The sequence below is a fragment of the Streptomyces sp. NPDC041108 genome (assembly GCF_055592645.1).
Window position 1 is genome coordinate 242,837 of the sequence record NZ_JBVIYK010000004.1, and the last position, 16,138, is coordinate 258,974.

Below are 16,138 nucleotides of genomic sequence, written 5' to 3' on the forward strand. Positions count from 1 at the left end.
GGACGGGTGTCCAGGGCTTCCCCCGGACTCGCGTCCCGGGGACTTACGCCTCCGCAGGCTCCTCGGCCGGCGCCGCTTCGACGTGTTCCACGTCGGAGTGCTCGGCGTCGGAGTGCTCGGCGGCGTTCTGCGACTTGCCAGGGTTGGCCTTCGCTTCCGCCTTCCGGGCTTCCTGCGCCTGACGGGCCTCGGCCATCGCCTCGGTCTTCTTCTTGTGCGGACCGAGAACCATGATCATGTTTCGGCCGTCCTGCTTCGGGTTCGACTCGACGAACCCGAGGTCCTCGACGTCCGAGGCGAGCCGCTGCAGCAGTCGGTAGCCCAGCTCGGGCCGGGACTGCTCGCGACCACGGAACATGATCGTGATCTTGACCTTGTCGCCCTGCTTGAGGAACCGGACGACGTGACCCTTTTTGGTGTCGTAGTCGTGCGGGTCGATCTTCGGCCGGAGCTTCATCTCCTTGATGACCGTGTGCGCCTGGTTCTTGCGCGCCTCACGGGCCTTCATGGCCGACTCGTACTTGAACTTCCCGTAGTCCATGAGCTTGCAGACCGGCGGACGGGCGTTCGCGGCCACCTCGACCAGGTCGAGGTCGTACTCCTGCGCAAGCTCCAGGGCCTTGGCAAGCGGAACAATCCCGACCTGCTCGCCGCTGGGACCGACAAGTCGCACCTCGGGAACGCGAATCCGGTCGTTGATGCGGGGCTCGGCGCTGATGGATCCTCCTCGGTAGCACCACACGACGGTCTGGCGGACCGCCGCGTCATGTCTGGTTGACATCAGGACCAACCGTCAGGAGCCACGAAAAATGCCCCGGACGAGACACAGGCGGGGCTCCATGTACTGCCGGAGCACCGCCGCGGTGTCCCGCGGGGCGCAGTATCGGACGGCTCCACCGTCCGTACGGAACGGTGGGGGCCGTCTGACCGGTTGACCTGCCGTCCCGGAGGGCGGTCAGGTGGGAGTTCGGAGCCTCCACTTGCGGGCCGGGCACACAAGTGTCCAGCCGGTCGTTGACACCACCATACCGGGTTGAAACCCGGCGTGCCAATCGAGGTGCGGCGGCCTCCCGCAGGTCGGGGCGTACGCGCCGGGGCCTATCGTGTGGGGCATGAGTGAGACCCCTCCTGAGAACCCCGACTTCGACTCGATGACCCGCGACATCGCCGAGGTCCCCGCGGTCGAGGTGATCGTGACGGTCGCCGTCAACCTGATGAGCGCCGCCGCGGTGAAGCTCGGCCTGACGGAGGAGGGCGACAAGTACAAGGACCTGGACGAGGCCCGCAAGCTGGTCTCCGCCCTCGCCGGTCTGCTGGACGCTTCCGCGACCGAGATCAGCTCCTTCCACGCGGCGCCGCTGCGCGACGGTCTGAAGTCGCTGCAGCTGGCGTTCCGCGAGGCGTCGGTCGTCCCGGACGAGCCGGGCCAGGGTCCGGGCGAGAAGTACACGGGCCCGGTCTACGGCTAGTACCCGAGCCCGTACCGGTAGTACCCGACCCCGTACCGGCCGCTACTCCCGTACGTACAAGGGCTCGCCCGGTGGCGTCGCCCCGGCCGGCAGCAGTGCCAGGTCGAGGCCGCGGACCAGGCGGGCCCTCAGTGTCTCGTCGGCGGCGAGGCGGCCCGCGACGGACCGCGCGGCCTCGGCCGGGCCCGCGGACGGGTCGAGGACGAGGGCGAGGGTGCCGTCGGCCTGTCCGGGGCCGAGGTGGGCCCGGAGCACGGCCGGCTCGGCGGCGACGGCGGCGCGCACGGCGTCGAGGACGGCGGGGTCGGCGAGCGGGTCGGTGGTGGTGCGCCCCTCGGCGAGCGCGAGCAGGGCGCGGCCGGTCAGCTCGTAGGTGACCGGACCCGCGAGGTCGAGGACGATCGTGTCGGCCTTCTCGTGCGCGGCGGCCCGCAGGGCCTGGTGCAGGGGCACGGCGACGGGGCGGGCGGCGGGGTCCCAGCGGGCCAGGGAGTCGGTGGAGGTGAAGGCGGGCAGGGCGGTGCGGCCGCCGGCCTTCAGGGTGGGGACGGCCATGTCACTGGTCTTCTCGCGGCGCAGCCCGTTCTCGTCCACCTCGGCCTCGCCGAGCACGGCCACTACGGGCACGAGCAGCCGGGCGCCCCCGAGGGCTTCGAGGACGGGGCCCACGGCGGTCCGGTCCTCGGCCCAGGCGGCGAGCGCGGCGCTCAGCCGGGGGTCCGCGGATCCGTCGTCGTCGGAGAAGCCGGGGTCGGGGATGTTCTTGTTCGCCACGGTCGTCGACCCTATCGGGGCAGGTCTCCCGGGCGTCCGGCAGGCCGGAAACGTGACGGTCACCTCGCTCACGGTTTTATCAGCTCTCCCTGACCGGGATTTAACAACCGCCTCACCACACGCACAGCGCGACGCAGAACCATCACGGCATGCCGTCCTCCAGAGCCCGTCGCCGCGCCCGTCCTTCCGTGCTCCGTCCGCTCCCGCATCTCGCGCTCGCCGCCCTCGTCCTGGTCGGCGGCACGGCCGCCGGGTCGGTGTACATGCGGGCCCGGGCGCTGGACGGCGCGGGTTCCGCCGTATCGTCGTCGGCGTCATCGTCGGTGACGCCCTCGGCCCCGGCCTCCACCGCGCCGGGGGCGGACGGGGTCGCTGAGGAGGCTTCGGTGGAACCTGTGGCGGCGCCGGGGGCGGACCACGACGCGCTGCTCGCGACGGCTCTGGCGGAGATCACCGTCGAGGACGGGGCGGCGGTGTCGGTGGCGGTGCGGGACGTCGCGTCCGGGGAGTCGGCCGGGTACGGGGACGCGCGCTTCGACACCGCGAGCATCGTCAAGACGGACATCCTGGCGGCCCTGCTGCTGCGGGCGCAGGACGCCGACCGGCACCTCACCGCGCAGGAGCGGACGTACGCCTCCGCGATGATCCGGGACAGCGACAACGCGTCCGCGACGGCCCTGTGGAAGGCCGTCGGGCAGGCGGACGGGCTCGACGCCGCGAACGAACGGTTCGGCCTGACGGACACCGAGGGCGGCGACGGTCTGTACTGGGGTCTAACCCGGACCACGGCGGCCGATCAACTCGCCCTGCTCCAGCAGGTGTTCGGGGACGACGACACCTCGGAGCTGAGCGCGGCCTCGCGGGCGTACGTCCAGGAGCTGATGGGACACATCGCCCAGGGGCAGGACTGGGGCGTCTCGGCAGCGGCGTCGGGCGGGGTCTCGGGGTCCGGATTCGCCCTGAAGAACGGCTGGTTGCCGCGTACCGCCACCGGGCTGTGGGTCGTCAACAGCGTCGGCCGGGTGGCGGTGGACGGGCGGGCCTACCTGGTCGCGGTGGTGTCGAACGGCAACACGACGAAGGCGAAGGGGATCTCGTTGGTGGAGGCGGCGGCACGGGCGGCCGTCTCGGTGTTCGAGGGCGGAACGGGCGGAGCGACCGGGGCGGCCGGGGCGAATGCGGCGGGTGCGGCCGGCACCTCGTAGGCGCCGGTGTCAGACCACGTACTCGTCGGGCCGGCCCCGACCGCGTCCCCGCCACACCATCACGGCGACGACCAGCAGGAACACACCGAGTCCGCCCGCGGCGGGGGCGGCCCAGCCGACCGTCGGGTCCTCCTTCTCCACCGGGTCCGGTCCGGAACCGAAGTACTTGCCGCCGTACGACGCGGTCTTGAGGTCGTCGGAGGTGAGCGCGGCGCCCTCCCGGATGGCAGCCGCCGGGTCGACGAAGCCGAAGCCCCGGGAGTCGTCGCGGCCGCCGGCGGGGGCCTCTCGGGCGGTGTCCTCCAGGAGGCGTTTGACCTGGGCGGGAGTCAGGCTCGGGTGGGCCGCCTTGATGAGCGCGACGGCGCCGGAGACGAAGGCCGCGGCGGCGCTGGTGCCCCAGCCCTCGTAGTACTTGCGGTCCGGGTCGGCGATGACGACGTCGACGCCGGGGGCGCTGACGGTGGCGTACCAGCGGCGGGTGGAGAACGGGGCGCGGTCGCCGTCCTCGTCGACGGCGGTGACCGCGATCACCCCCGGATAGGCGGCCGGGTAGGAGATGTGGTCGCCCTTCGCGCCGCCGTTGCCGGCCGAGGCGACGACGATCGAGCCCTTCGCCAGCGCGTACTGGACGGCGTCGTCCTCGGAGGGTTCCGGGTGGGCGGACTCGGAGTCGTCGCCGAGGGAGAGGTTGATGACGTCGACGCCCTGGTCGGCGGCCCAGCGGATGCCTTCGGCGAGGGCGTTGCCACGGGTGCTGCGGGCCTTGGAGCGGGCCGGGTCCTTGTCCTCCAGGATGACGCGGACGGGGAGGATCTTCGCCTCGGGGGCGATGCCGAGGACGCCGTCGGCGTCGTTCGCGCCGTGTCCGTGTCCGGCGATGATCCCGGCCATGGCGGTGCCGTGCCGGGCCCAGGGGCGGTCGCCCCGCGAGGCCCCGAAGCCGACCATGTCCTTTGTCGGCAGGATGTTGCCGGCCAGGTCCGGGTGCTCGTCGTCGACGCCGGTGTCGAGCACCGCGACGGTGATGCCCGCCCCCTTCGTGGTGCGCCATGCCTCCTGGGTGTGCATCGCCTGCAGCGCCCACTGCTGGTCCCGGATGCCGTCGGCGTGCGCGGCGGTGGACGGCAGGAGGGCCAGGGAGGCGGCGAGGGGGAGGCTGAGCAGGGCGCGGCGCGGGCGCCGGGCACGGCGGGCGGGACGGGTGGGCGTCACGGGGTGCCCGGTGTCCTGCGCCGTCGCGGGGATCCTGGCGGTCCCGGATTCACCGGCGTTCATGAAGGCTGCTCCGTGGCGGACGCGGCGGTCCCGCGCAGACCGCGTTCGATGCGGTCGGCGAGGCCCTTCGCCTCGTGGCCGAGACCGGACTGGGCGGGGGCGGTGGTGGCGCCGGCCTTCATCGCGTCCTCGGCGGGCTGGGGTTCGGTGACGGTGCGGCCGTCGGCGAAGCCCGAGACGGCGTAGACGACGACGGGAACGTCGGTGAGGACGGAGATCGTCCAGGAGGCCCGCTGGTCGTCGCCGAAGCCGGCCGCGACGGTGTCCTCGGCGGCGTACGGCCGCGGCATCAGGTCGGTGCGGTGGTCGAGTCCGTCCTTCGCGAAGCGGTTCCTGAGCGCGGTCATGGCGGCGGCGTCGGACTTGGTGAACATCAGGCCGACGGTGGTGACGTTGCTGCTGGTCGCGTCGGTGTAGGTGGCGCGCAGCAGTCGCAGACAGCCGACGGGGGCGAGGACCTTGCGCAGCAGGGGGTCGAAGGCGTCCGCGCAGCCGCTGTCGGGCGCGACGGCGATCCGGGTCCAGGTGCGGTCGGTGCCGCCGGGTCCGGCGCCCTCGCCCCGCACGGTGGGCGGGAACAGTTCGTCGACGGGTACGCCGTGCCACAGCTGGCCTGCCAACGCGAAGGTGTCACGGGAGTCGTCGGTCCCGGACTCGCCGGTGAGCCAGCTCCCGGCCGCCGCTCCGCCGATGAGCCCGACGCCGAGCACCACGCACAGGGTCACGGCGGCGGCCCGCGCCTTGGTGGGCCGGGGTCTGCGCCGCCGCGCGCCGTACGGCTCCGGAGTGGTCCACGGCGAGGTGTCGGGCTGCGCGAACGTCACGTAGGGCCGTCCGGGGGCCGTGCCGAGGACGCCGTCGAGGGCTTCGGCGGATCGCCGGGACGAACCCGACGGGGGCTGCCAGGCGCCGGGACGCTCGGGTGTGAGAGGCCGCGGGTGCGGAGTGCCCTCGGGGCCCCGCTCCTCGGGCAGGGGGCGGCGCAGGGGCGGTGCGGCGGGGGGTGGACCGGAGGACGGGACGGCACCGGCCGATGCCGTCCCGCCGTCGCGGGGGGCCGACAGCCGGGACTGTCCGACCGGGCGGGCCGGTGCGCCGCCGGGGGTGGAGCCGGAGGTTCGGCTCGGGCGGCCGTCGGTGGAGGGCGCGGAGGTTCGGGGCGGACGGCCGCCGGGGGCCGACGGGCCGGAGGGGCGAGGGGGCGCGCCGTCGGTGAAGGAGCCCACGGGCCGGGCGGGCGCGCCGCCGGAGGAGCGCGGTGGTGCCCCACCGGCGGAGGCGTCGGCGGGCCGGGCGCCCGCGCCGTCGGAGGACGGGTCGCAGGCGCGTGGCGGCGCGCTGTCGGCGGGAGGGCCGGAAGGCCGGGGCGAACGGCCCGGGAAACCGTCGGCGGGTGGGGCCGGGTCGGCGGCCCGCGCGCCCGAGAGCCGTGCGGAACCCGGGGACGGTGCGGGACCGGAAGGCCGCGCGGGTCCCGAGGACGGTGCGGGACGGGAAGGACGTGCGGGAGCCGTCCGTCGTGTGGTGTCTCGTGTCGACGGCGGGGCGTCGGGGAAGCGTGCCGAGGCCGGAGGTGGGCCGTCCTGCCGGCGGTCGGCGGACGGGGGGCCGTCCGGGAAGCGGGCCGAGGCCGCGGGCGGGGCGTCCGGGAAGTGTGTCGGAGCCGTCGGTGGAGCGTTCAGGAAGCGGGTCCAGGCCGGCGGCGGGGCGTCCGGGAAACGGGCGGAGGCGGCCGGGGGCGGTGGGGTGGCCGGGGTGGCGCCGTTCTGGCCGGCGGTGCGCCGGAAGTCGGAGAAGCGCGGGTGCTCGCCGCGACGCGGGGCGGTGCCGCCGTCCACGGCGGCATCACGGGCGGGGCCCTGTCCGGCCGGCTGGGCGGCGTCGCGTGCCGGGCTCCGGCCGTCCGGCCGTCCGGCGGCGTCCCGCGCCGAGGTGCGACCGGTCATGGTCTGGCCGGCACCCCGAGCGGGAGCCGGGCCCGCGGCCGCCTCGCCCGGCCCCCGTACGGGGTCGGGCCCGGCCGCCGCGCCGGAGCCTCGTACGGGGCCCTGTCCGGCTGTCTGCCGGGAGCCTCCCGGGAGACCGTCCTGACGGGCCGTCGGGTCGGTGCCGGCCGGACGGGAGGGCGTGGGCCGGCCGGCGGAACTCCGGCCGCTGTCCGGGGTGTTCGGCGTGTCCGCCGTGCGGGGGCGCCGTACCTCCCGGAGCGCGTCCGGCGTCGCCGCGGGCGCCGAGGACGGGCGGGGCGGAGTACTGGGCCGCGCGGGCGTCACGGGGGGCCGCTGCGGGCGGCGTGGCACGGTCGGGCCGTTCCCGGCCGACGGCGCGCGGTCCGGGCGGGGCGGGGGGACCGAGGAGCCCCCCGTCGGGCCGGATCCGAGCGGAGCGCCCGGGCCGGACGCACCCGGGCCGGACGGACGCGTGCCCGGGGCGGACGCACGCGTGGTCGTGCCGTGCGGACGTGTGGTCGAGGCGGAGGAGCCCGATACAGGCGGACTCGATACAGGCGGACTCGTGTCCCTCGCCCGGCGGTCGGAGCCGGGTTCCCTCGACGGAGGCCGAGGCGGGGTGGTCGGTGGTGCGGCCGGTGGCGTGGCCGTCGGCTCGTGGTCCGGCGGTATGGACGGGCGGGGCGGGACCGGTGGCCGTGGGGGGATGGAGGCACGACGTGCTTCCGTGCTCATGCACCCCCCGTTTCCTCGTCCCGTGCGACCCGGAGGTCGTCCGGGCGCCCGACCGCCCGTGGGGAGCGGTCGTCACGCGTACCCGGGACGCGCCCGCCGGCGGCCGCCGTCACCACGGGCAAGCCATACCCGCGGCAGCGGATCGGCATCCCCGTCGAGGTCGTCCCTGCGTGCGCGTCACTCTACGGGTTGGCCCCCGTCGAACGGGAACCGGTCCGCCGGCCCGTGGCTTCTGCCCGGAACGTCCCCCTACCCTGCGGTAATCATGTCTGGCAGGCTTCGTGCATGACTGCGCGCGCCGCCGACCGGGCCCGGTACGACCGGGCCACAGCTCATCTCGACGCCCCTCTGGCGATCGTCGACCTCGACGCCTTCGACGCGAACGCCGACGACCTCCTGCGCAGGGCCGGCGGCAAGCCGATCCGCGTCGCGAGCAAGTCCGTTCGCTGCCGGGCCCTGTTGGAGAGGGTCCTGGCCCGTGACGGCTTCGAGGGCATCATGTCGTTCACCCTCGCCGAGTCCCTGTGGCTGGCCCGCTCCGGATTCGAGGACGTGCTCCTCGCCTACCCGTCGGCCGACCACGAGGCCTTCGCCGAACTGGCGGGCGACCCCAAGCTCGCCGCCGCCGTGACCGTCATGGTCGACGACCCCGCCCAGCTCCAGCTGATCGACGACTCCCGGCGGGGCGGCACCGAAGTCGTGCGTGTCTGCCTGGAGTTGGACACCTCGCTGAAGCTGCTCGGCGGACGGGTGCGCGTCGGCGCCCTGCGCTCCCCGTTGCACTCCCCCGCGCAGGTCGGCGAGATGGCCCGCGCCGTCGCCGAGCGCCCGGGGTTCAAGCTGGTCGGGATCATGGCGTACGAGGGACACATCGCGGGTGTCGGCGACGCGGTGGCGGGGCGGCCGCTGCGTTCCCGTGCCATCCGGCTGATGCAGGCCACGGCGAAGAAGGAGCTGGCCGCGCGGCGGGCCGAAGTGGTGCGTGCCGTACGGCGGGTGGCCCCGGACCTGGAGTTCGTGAACGGCGGCGGCACGGGCAGTGTGCAGCACACGGCGGCGGAGGACTCGGTCACCGAGATCGGCGCCGGCTCCGGGCTCTACGTGCCGCGTCTCTTCGACAACTACACGTCGTTCAGCGGGCGTCCGGCCGCCCTGTTCGCCATGCCCGTCGTACGGCGTCCGGGTGTCGGGGTCGTCACGGTCCTGGGCGGCGGCTATCCGGCCTCGGGCGCGCCCGGCCCCGACCGGCTGCCCGTGCCGTATCTGCCCGAGGGGCTGAAGTACGACCCCCAGGAGGGTCCCGGCGAGGTGCAGACCCCGCTGCTGGGGGCGCCCGCCGACGACCTGCTGCTCGGCGACAAGGTGTGGTTCCGGCACGCCAAGGCCGGCGAACTGTGCGAGCGGTTCGACGTGCTGCACCTGGTGGAGGGCGACGAGGTGACGGCGGCCGTGCCGACGTACCGCGGCGAGGGCCACACGTTCCTGTAGCCGGGGGCGGCGGGGGCGGCGCGCGGTCTCACGAGGGGCCGAGACTGCTGCCCACTCCCCCGCCCGTGTCCGCGTCCGCGTCCGCGTCGCCCACCGCGCGGATGCCCTCGACGATCTCGTCGATGTCGTCGAGCGGCGGGCCGTCGTCGCCCGCGTCGAGGGCGAACCGGACGAGGACCGGGGCCTCGGAGCCGCTGCTGGACGGGAAGACGAGGGACTGGACGTACCCGCCGGGCCCGGCCCCGGTCGTGACGCGCCAGCGCACGTAGTAGCCGGCGCGGCCCGCGACGGCGACCGAGCCGGAGCCGACGACCTCGTGGCCGGTGATGCCGTCGTAGGGGCGCCGGTCGAGTTCGTCGCGGTCGTAGGCGTCGTCGGCCGCGTCCGCGATGTCGTTCTCGGCGAGGACCTTCGGGGAGGTCTCGGCGCTGCCGGTGACGGTCCGCGAGACGACCGTGCCCCGGCGGCACAGGCCGTTGTCGCCGGGGCAGTCGTAGATGCCGTCGTCCGTGACCAGGACCGCGTCGTCCTCGGCCGAACCGTCGCCGTCCTCCCAGCCGTCGGGGACGGGGAACGTGATGCCGTTGAGGTCGTCCGTGACGACGTTCGGGGCGCCGGTGGGCGACGCGGTGGCGGGCTTCGTCGGGGTGGGGCTGTCGTCGCCGTCGGGGCCGGAGGCCGGTGAGGTCGTCGCGGTCCTCGTCTCCCGGCCGCCGTCCCCGCCGTCCCCGTCGCCGCCGAGCAGGAGGACGCCGCCCGTGACCGCCCCGGCGGCCAGGACGGCACCGGCGGCGGCCAGCGCCACGACCTTGGTGCGGCCGAGGCCCCCGCGCGCGGGCGGCCCCGGCCGGAGCCCCGGCGGCACGGGCTGCTCCGGCTGGCGCCGGTGGTCGGTCCACGCGGTCCCGTCCCACCAGCGTTCGGTGAGCGGGTAGGACGGGTCGCGGTACCAGCCGGGCGGCGGCGAACTGCTCATCCCGGCACTTTAATCACACCGACGGGACCGGTGGTCCGGGCCCCGGGTGTGCTGTCCGAAGGGCGCCTAGAGCGGGGTGACGTACGCGCCCGAAATGCCGCCGTCGACCAGGAAGTCGGTGGCGTTGACGAACGACGAGTCGTCGCTGGCGAGGAACGCCACGGCGGCCGCGATCTCGGTGGCCTCGGCGAACCGGCCGACCGGGATGTGCACGAGCCGGCGCGCGGCCCGCTCCGGGTCCTTCGCGAACAGCTCCTGCAGCAGCGGGGTGTTGACCGGTCCCGGGCAGAGCGCGTTGACGCGGATGCCCTCGCGCGCGAACTGCACGCCCAGTTCCCGTGACATGGCCAGCACACCGCCCTTGGATGCCGTGTACGAGATCTGGGAGGTCGCCGCGCCCATGCGGGCCACGAAGGACGCGGTGTTGATGATCGAGCCCTTGCCCTGGCGCCGCATGTAGGGGATCGCGGCCTTGCAGCACAGGTACACGGAGGTGAGGTTGACCTCTTGGACCCGCTTCCACGCCTCCAGTCCGGTCTCCAGGATGGAGTCGTCGTCGGGCGGCGAGATACCGGCGTTGTTGAAGGCGATGTCGACGCTGCCGTAGGTGTCGAACGCGGCCTTGAACAGCGCTTCGACCTGCTCGGCGTCGGTGACGTCGACCTTGACGAAGAGCCCGCCGACCTCCTCGGCCGCCGCCTTGCCGCGCTCCTCGTCGAGGTCGCCGCAGACGACGTGGGCGCCCTCGGCGGCGAGCCGGCGCGCGGTGGCGAGACCGATGCCGCTGCCGGCACCGGTGATGACGGCGGTGCGGCCGACCAGGCGGCGGCAGGTGTTTTCTGAGGTCACTGTGCGGGGCCCTCCGTGCTGATGAAGACGTTCTTGGTTTCGGTGAAGGCGGTCAGGGCGTCCGGGCCGAGTTCACGGCCGATGCCGGACTGCTTGAAGCCGCCGAAGGGGGTCCAGTAGCGGACGCTGGAGTGGGAGTTGACGGACAGGTTGCCCGCACGGACGGCCTGGGAGACGCGCAGCGCGCGCCCGACGTCCCGGGTCCAGATGGAGCCGGACAGGCCGTAGGGGGTGTCGTTGGCGAGGCGGATCGCGTCGACCTCGTCCTCGAAGGGGAGGACGACGGCGACGGGGCCGAAGACCTCCTCGGCGGCCACCGGCGCGTCGGGCCCGACACCGGTGAGGACGGTCGGCGGGAACCAGAATCCGGGGCCCTCGGGGGCCTTGCCGCGGATGCCGGGCGCGTCCGGGTCGACGTACGCGCGGACCCGGTCCAGCTGGACCCGGGAGATGAGCGGGCCCATCTGGGTGGCCTCGTCGGCCGGGTCGCCGACCCGGACGGACTCGATGCCGGGGGCGAGGAGGTCGAGGAAGCGGTCGTAGGCGGAGCGCTGGACGAGGATGCGGGTCCGGGCGCAGCAGTCCTGGCCGGCGTTGTCGAGGAACGCCATGGGGGCGGCCGCGGCGGCGGCCTCCAGGTCGGAGTCGGCGAAGACGATGTTGGGGCTCTTGCCGCCGAGTTCGAGGGTGACGCGCTTGAGCAGGGCCGAGCCCTTCGCCAGCACCTGCTTGCCCACGGCCGTCGACCCGGTGAACACGATCTTCGCGACGCCGGGGTGCTCGACGAGGGCGTTGCCGGTGACGCGGCCGTGGCCGGGCAGCACCTGGAACAGGCCCTCGGGGAGCCCCGCCTCGCGGGCCAGCTCGGCGAGGCGCAGCGCGGTGAGCGGCGTCGTCTCGGCGGGCTTGAGGAGCACCGCGTTGCCCGCCGCGAGCGCGGGGGCGACGCCCCACGCCGCGATGGGCATCGGGAAGTTCCAGGGGGCGATCACGCCGACGACGCCGAGCGGTTCGAGGAAGGTGACGTCGAGACCCCCGGCCACCGGGATCTGCCGGCCGGTGAGCCGCTCCACGCCGCCCGCCGCGTAGTCGAGCAGGTCCCGGACGTTGCCGGCCTCCCAGCGGGCGTTGCCGAGGGTGTGTCCGGCCTCCCGGACCTCCAGCAGCGCCAGTTCCTCCAGGTGCTCGTCCACGGTCACCGCGAAGCGGCGCAGCAGCCGGGCACGGTCGCCGGGGGCCATGGCGGCCCACAGCCGCTGGGCCTTCGTCGCCAGGGCGACGGCGGCGTCGACGTCCGCCGCCGTGGCGGCCGGGACGGTGGCGACGACCTCCTCGGTGGCGGGGTTCAGTACCTGGAGCTGATGCTCGGACAAGACAGGGCCTCTCACAGCGGGTGGGTCAGGGGCGGGCCCGGTGACTCACGGACGTACGGGGTGACTCACGACCACTCGGTGACGCACGGATGTGCTCGGTGGGTCATGGACGTACGCGGTGACTCACGGATGTGCTCGGTGGGTCATGGACGTACGCCGTGACTCACGGATGTGCTCCGTGGCTCAGGGGCGTACGCGGGGGCTCACAGACGTTCGAAGGAACGGCGCAGCTCCCAGTCGGTCACGGCGGCGTCGAAGGCGGCCAGCTCGACGCGGGCCATGTTGGCGTAGTGCGCGACGACCTCCTCGCCGAAGGCGGCCTGGGCGATGGGGCTGTTCTCCCACAGCTCGGCGGCCTCGCGGAGGGTGGTCGGTACCTGGTCGTACCCGGCGGCGTACGCGTTCCCCGTGCACACCTCCGGCAGTTCGAGCTTCTGCTCGATGCCGTACAGCCCGGCCGCGATCAGCCCGGAGACGGCGAGGTGCGGGTTGACGTCACCGCCGGGGAGCCGGTTCTCGAAGCGCATCGAGCGGCCGTGGCCGACGACGCGCAGCGCGCAGGTCCGGTTGTCGTACCCCCAGGCAACGGCGGTCGGCGCGAAGGAGCCCGGCTGGAACCTCTTGTAGGAGTTGATGTTGGGCGCGTAGAGCAGCGAGAAGTCGCGCAGCGCGGCGAGCTGGCCGGCGAGGAAGTGACGCATGACCTGCGACATGTCATGGCCGTCGGCCATGACGTTGGTGCCGTCGGCGTTCGCGAGCGAGAGGTGGATGTGACAGGAGTTGCCCTCGCGCTCGTTGTACTTCGCCATGAAGGTGAGCGAGACGCCCTCCTGCGAGGCGATCTCCTTGGCGCCGGTCTTGTAGACGGCGTGCTGGTCGCAGGTGACCAGGGCCTCGTCGTACTTGAACACGATCTCGTGCTGGCCGGGGTTGCACTCGCCCTTGGCGGACTCGACGGTCAGCCCCGCGGCCTCCATCTCGTTGCGGATGCGCCGCAGCAGGGGCTCGATCCGGCCGGTGCCGAGGACCGAGTAGTCGATGTTGTACTGGTTGGCCGGTGTCAGCCCCTTGTAACCGGCGTCCCAGGCCTGCTCGTAGGTGTCCTTGAAGACGATGAACTCCAGCTCGGTGCCCACGTTGGCCGTGTAGCCCAGTTCGGCGAGGCGCTCCAGCTGGCGGCGCAGGATCTGGCGGGGCGCGGCGGCGACCGGCGAGCCGTCGTTCCAGGCGAGGTCGGCGATCAGCATCGCCGTGCCCGCGTTCCACGGCACCCGGCGCAGGGTGCTCAGGTCCGGGTGCATGGCGAAGTCGCCGTAGCCGCGGTCCCAGGAGGACATCGCGTAACCGTCGACGGTGTTCATCTCGGTGTCGACGGCGAGCAGGTAGTTGCAGCCCTCGGTGCCATGGGAGAGGACGTCGTCGAGGAAGAAGCGCGCGGCGAACCGCTTGCCCTGGAGGCGCCCTTGCATGTCGGGGAAGGCCAGGACGACAGTGTCGATCTCACCGGCCGCGACGAGGGCATGCAGCTCCTCGACGGTGAGCGGGGGTGTGCGGTCTGCCACGGGAAAGCCTCCTAGGGGCTTCTTCGGCCACCCCGGAGGCATTCAGCCATCCGGGAGCCATAAGGTATTACCCGTAACCATTAGTTGGGAAGGGGCAACGTCCACATGTCGCAGACAGGGGCGGAACCGGGCACTCCCTGGGCCGACGACCGACTGGCGTCCGTCCTGCGGCCGGTGCGGGCCGGCAACGGCTTCGAGGAGGCACTGGAGCAGATCCTCCAGGTCGTCCGGCTCGGCCTGGTGCCGGGCGGTGAACGGCTGCCGGCGGAACGCGAGCTGGCGGAGCGGCTCGGGATCAGCCGGGTGACGCTGCGCGAGGTGCTCAAGGTGCTGCAGGACCAGGGCCTGATCGAGGCGCGGCGCGGCCGGTACGGGGGCACGTTCGTCCTGCCGCGCGTGGCCACCCCGGGCGAGGACGAGCTGCGCCGCCGCCTGAAGGGCATCGACGTCGAGGACACGCTGCGCTTCCGCGAGGTGCTGGAGGTGGGCGCGGCGGGGCTGTGCGCGGCACACGGTCTGACCAGCGAGGAGGCCGACCGGTTGCGGACGGCCCTGACCCGCACGCACAACGCGCCGCTCACGGAGTACCGCCGCCTGGACACCCTCCTGCACCTCACCGTCGCCGAGCTGTCCGGCTCCCCCTCGCTCGCCGGCCAGTACGCGGCCGTCCGCGCGGGCGTCAACGACCTGCTGGACTGCATCCCGCTGCTGGTGCGCAACCTGGAGCACTCCCAGCAGCAGCACACGGCCCTGGTGGAGGCCGTGCTGGACGAGGACGCCGAGGCGGCGCGGGAGATCATGCGGGAGCACTGCTCCGGCACGGCGGCCCTGCTGCGCGGCTTCCTCGGATGAGCACGTCCCCGCCGCACGGCCTCCGGAGATGAGCACGTATTTACGCTCGCTTAACGCAGGGGTATTGCATTTCGGCCACTCACCCCACAAAGGTATGGATCCATTCCTTTGAGTGGGGAGAGCGCCATGTCCTTGAAAGACGCGGACACCGCCGACGCGGCGGACGACTACCTGGAGCGCCGGACGCTCCGCCGGGGCAGCGCCGGCTGGGTGCTGCTGACCGGCCTCGGCGTCGCCTATGTCGTCTCCGGCGACTTCTCCGGCTGGAACCTCGGCCTGGCGGAGGGCGGCTTCGGCGGTCTGGCGATCGCCACGGTGCTGATGGGCACCATGTACGCCTGTATGGTCTTCGCCCTCGCCGAACTCTCGGCGATCCTGCCCACGGCGGGCGGCGGCTACGGCTTCGCACGCCGGGCGCTCGGCCCGTGGGGCGGCTTCCTGACCGGCACGGCGATCCTGATCGAGTACGTGCTCGCCCCGGCAGCCATCGTGATCTTCATCGGCGACTACATCGAGTCGCTCGGCCTGTTCGGCCTGACGTCGAGCTGGCCGGTCTACCTGGTCTGTTTCGCGCTCTTCATCGGCATCCACCTGTGGGGCGTCGGCGAGGCACTGATCGCGAGCTTCGTCGTCACCGGCTTCGCGGTCTTCGCCCTGATCGTGTTCGCCGTGGGCGCGCTGCCCGAGTTCAGCGTGGCCGCGCTCGACGACATCCCGGTCGACTCCTCGGCGTTCGGCGCCAGTTCATGGCTGCCCATGGGGTTGCTCGGCATCTGGGCGGCGTTCCCGTTCGGCATGTGGTTCTTCCTGGGCGTGGAGGGCGTGCCGCTGGCCGCCGAGGAGACCAAGGACCCGGCCCGCGCGCTGCCGAAGGCGATCCGCTGGTCGATGGGCGTCCTCGTGGTGCTGGCGGTGATCACCTTCTTCGCCGCGGCCGGGGCGCGCGGCTCCGCCGCCATCCAGGACGCGGGCAACCCGCTGGTCGAGGCGCTCCAGCCGGACGGCAAGGCCACCGCGCTCAGCCTGTTCGTGAACTACGCCGGTCTGGCCGGCCTCGTCGCCTCGTTCTTCTCCCTGATCTACGCGGGCTCCCGGCAGCTCTTCGCGCTCTCCCGGGCCGGCTACCTGCCCCGGGTCCTGTCTCTCACCAGCAAGCGCAAGGCCCCCTACCTGGGCCTGCTGGTGCCGGGCACGATCGGCTTCGCGCTGGCCACCGCCACGGGTGACGGCGGCCGGATGCTCAACATCGCCGTCTTCGGCGCCACGATCAGCTACGCGCTGATGTCCCTGTCGCACATCGTCCTGCGCCGCAGGGAGCCGGAGCTGGAGCGGCCGTACCGCACGCCGGGCGGTGTCCTGACCTCCTCGGTCGCCCTCGTCCTCGCGTGCTCGGCGCTGGTGGCGACCTTCCTGGTGGACGTGACCGCCGCGATCATCGCACTCGTCGTGTACGCGGTGGCGGCGGCGTACTTCGGCCTTTACAGCCGCAAGCACCTGGTGGCGAAGGCGCCGGAGGAGGAATTCGCCGCGCTGGCCGCGGCCGAGGCAGAGTTGGCGCGGGACTGATCGGGTTCCCGATCTCCACCGGCGCCCCAGGTGCCCCGAGTCCCACGAGTCGCACAGGTTCC

Annotated in this window: 13 protein-coding genes; 5 read left to right on the top strand and 8 right to left on the bottom strand. The window is 73.4% G+C overall.

The annotated features are described in order from the left end of the window. Nucleotides 1–43: 43 nt before the first annotated feature. Nucleotides 44–742: a translation initiation factor IF-3 gene (gene infC, locus ACZ6BB_RS14255; RefSeq protein WP_471615734.1), complete on the bottom strand. Its 699-nt coding sequence runs from the start codon at nucleotides 740–742 to the stop codon at nucleotides 44–46. Nucleotides 743–1,112: 370 nt separating this feature from the next. Here infC and ACZ6BB_RS14260 point away from each other — a divergent pair, with 370 nt between their 5' ends. After that, nucleotides 1,113–1,469: a DUF1844 domain-containing protein gene (locus tag ACZ6BB_RS14260; RefSeq protein ID WP_013004919.1), complete on the top strand. Its 357-nt coding sequence runs from the start codon at nucleotides 1,113–1,115 to the stop codon at nucleotides 1,467–1,469. A gap of 42 nt (nucleotides 1,470–1,511) precedes the next feature. Here the strand turns inward: ACZ6BB_RS14260 and ACZ6BB_RS14265 are convergent, their stop codons facing one another. Then, the gene (locus tag ACZ6BB_RS14265) at nucleotides 1,512–2,243 is read right to left on the bottom strand and encodes an SseB family protein (protein ID WP_471615503.1); all 732 of its coding nucleotides are present in this window, start codon (nucleotides 2,241–2,243) and stop codon (nucleotides 1,512–1,514) included. A 149-nt stretch (nucleotides 2,244–2,392) separates the two neighbouring features. Here ACZ6BB_RS14265 and ACZ6BB_RS14270 point away from each other — a divergent pair, with 149 nt between their 5' ends. After that, on the top strand, nucleotides 2,393–3,448 hold the full coding sequence (locus tag ACZ6BB_RS14270) for a serine hydrolase (RefSeq protein WP_471615504.1): 1,056 nt from the start codon (nucleotides 2,393–2,395) through the stop codon (nucleotides 3,446–3,448). Between the two features lie 9 nt (nucleotides 3,449–3,457). Here ACZ6BB_RS14270 and mycP read toward each other — a convergent pair whose 3' ends face one another. Together mycP and ACZ6BB_RS14280 are read right to left on the bottom strand one after the other, a co-directional pair. Then, a complete protein-coding gene (mycP, locus tag ACZ6BB_RS14275) occupies nucleotides 3,458–4,726 on the bottom strand; it encodes a type VII secretion-associated serine protease mycosin (RefSeq protein ID WP_471615505.1) in 1,269 nt (422 codons plus the stop codon). Next, nucleotides 4,723–6,672 carry a hypothetical protein gene (locus ACZ6BB_RS14280; RefSeq protein ID WP_471615506.1) on the bottom strand — a complete coding sequence of 650 codons (1,950 nt, stop codon included), beginning with the start codon at nucleotides 6,670–6,672 and terminating at the stop codon, nucleotides 4,723–4,725. The genes mycP and ACZ6BB_RS14280 overlap by 4 nt, the downstream gene beginning before the upstream one ends. Nucleotides 6,673–7,695: 1,023 nt before the next feature. Between ACZ6BB_RS14280 and ACZ6BB_RS14285 the strand changes: the two genes are divergently transcribed. After that, nucleotides 7,696–8,898 carry an amino acid deaminase/aldolase gene (locus ACZ6BB_RS14285; RefSeq protein WP_471615507.1) on the top strand — a complete coding sequence of 401 codons (1,203 nt, stop codon included), beginning with the start codon at nucleotides 7,696–7,698 and terminating at the stop codon, nucleotides 8,896–8,898. Nucleotides 8,899–8,926: 28 nt separating this feature from the next. Here ACZ6BB_RS14285 and ACZ6BB_RS14290 read toward each other — a convergent pair whose 3' ends face one another. From ACZ6BB_RS14290 to ACZ6BB_RS14305, 4 genes are all read right to left on the bottom strand, one after another. Beyond that, a complete protein-coding gene (locus ACZ6BB_RS14290) occupies nucleotides 8,927–9,874 on the bottom strand; it encodes a DUF2510 domain-containing protein (RefSeq protein WP_471615508.1) in 948 nt (315 codons plus the stop codon). A 66-nt stretch (nucleotides 9,875–9,940) separates the two neighbouring features. Next, nucleotides 9,941–10,723, bottom strand: coding sequence for a 3-oxoacyl-ACP reductase (locus ACZ6BB_RS14295; protein ID WP_059081986.1), 783 nt, complete (start codon nucleotides 10,721–10,723; stop codon nucleotides 9,941–9,943). Then, nucleotides 10,720–12,096, bottom strand: a complete 1,377-nt coding sequence (locus ACZ6BB_RS14300) for an aldehyde dehydrogenase family protein (protein ID WP_471615509.1) — start codon at nucleotides 12,094–12,096, stop codon at nucleotides 10,720–10,722. Before ACZ6BB_RS14300 ends, ACZ6BB_RS14295 begins: the two co-directional genes overlap by 4 nt. 203 nt (nucleotides 12,097–12,299) lie before the next feature. Next, on the bottom strand, nucleotides 12,300–13,658 hold the full coding sequence (locus tag ACZ6BB_RS14305) for a glutamine synthetase family protein (RefSeq protein WP_471615510.1): 1,359 nt from the start codon (nucleotides 13,656–13,658) through the stop codon (nucleotides 12,300–12,302). A gap of 105 nt (nucleotides 13,659–13,763) precedes the next feature. On the opposite strand from ACZ6BB_RS14305, the gene ACZ6BB_RS14310 reads away from it, so the two are divergent. Together ACZ6BB_RS14310 and eat are read left to right on the top strand one after the other, a co-directional pair. Next, nucleotides 13,764–14,510 carry a FadR/GntR family transcriptional regulator gene (locus ACZ6BB_RS14310; protein ID WP_471615511.1) on the top strand — a complete coding sequence of 249 codons (747 nt, stop codon included), beginning with the start codon at nucleotides 13,764–13,766 and terminating at the stop codon, nucleotides 14,508–14,510. A gap of 126 nt (nucleotides 14,511–14,636) precedes the next feature. Next, a complete protein-coding gene (gene eat / locus ACZ6BB_RS14315; protein ID WP_471615512.1) occupies nucleotides 14,637–16,076 on the top strand; it encodes an ethanolamine permease in 1,440 nt (479 codons plus the stop codon). The last annotated feature ends 62 nt before the right edge of the window (nucleotides 16,077–16,138 follow it).

Excerpts from the sequence above, each read along its gene's own strand:
- ACZ6BB_RS14260 (WP_013004919.1), top strand. The coding sequence starts at position 1,113 with ATGAGTGAGACCCCTCCTGAGAACCCCGACTTCGACTCGATGACCCGC.
- ACZ6BB_RS14270 (WP_471615504.1), top strand. The coding sequence starts at position 2,393 with ATGCCGTCCTCCAGAGCCCGTCGCCGCGCCCGTCCTTCCGTGCTCCGT.
- mycP (WP_471615505.1), bottom strand. The coding sequence starts at position 4,726 with ATGAACGCCGGTGAATCCGGGACCGCCAGGATCCCCGCGACGGCGCAG.
- ACZ6BB_RS14280 (WP_471615506.1), bottom strand. The coding sequence starts at position 6,672 with ATGACCGGTCGCACCTCGGCGCGGGACGCCGCCGGACGGCCGGACGGC.
- ACZ6BB_RS14285 (WP_471615507.1), top strand. The coding sequence starts at position 7,696 with ATGACTGCGCGCGCCGCCGACCGGGCCCGGTACGACCGGGCCACAGCT.
- ACZ6BB_RS14290 (WP_471615508.1), bottom strand. The coding sequence starts at position 9,874 with ATGAGCAGTTCGCCGCCGCCCGGCTGGTACCGCGACCCGTCCTACCCG.
- ACZ6BB_RS14310 (WP_471615511.1), top strand. The coding sequence starts at position 13,764 with ATGTCGCAGACAGGGGCGGAACCGGGCACTCCCTGGGCCGACGACCGA.
- eat (WP_471615512.1), top strand. The coding sequence starts at position 14,637 with ATGTCCTTGAAAGACGCGGACACCGCCGACGCGGCGGACGACTACCTG.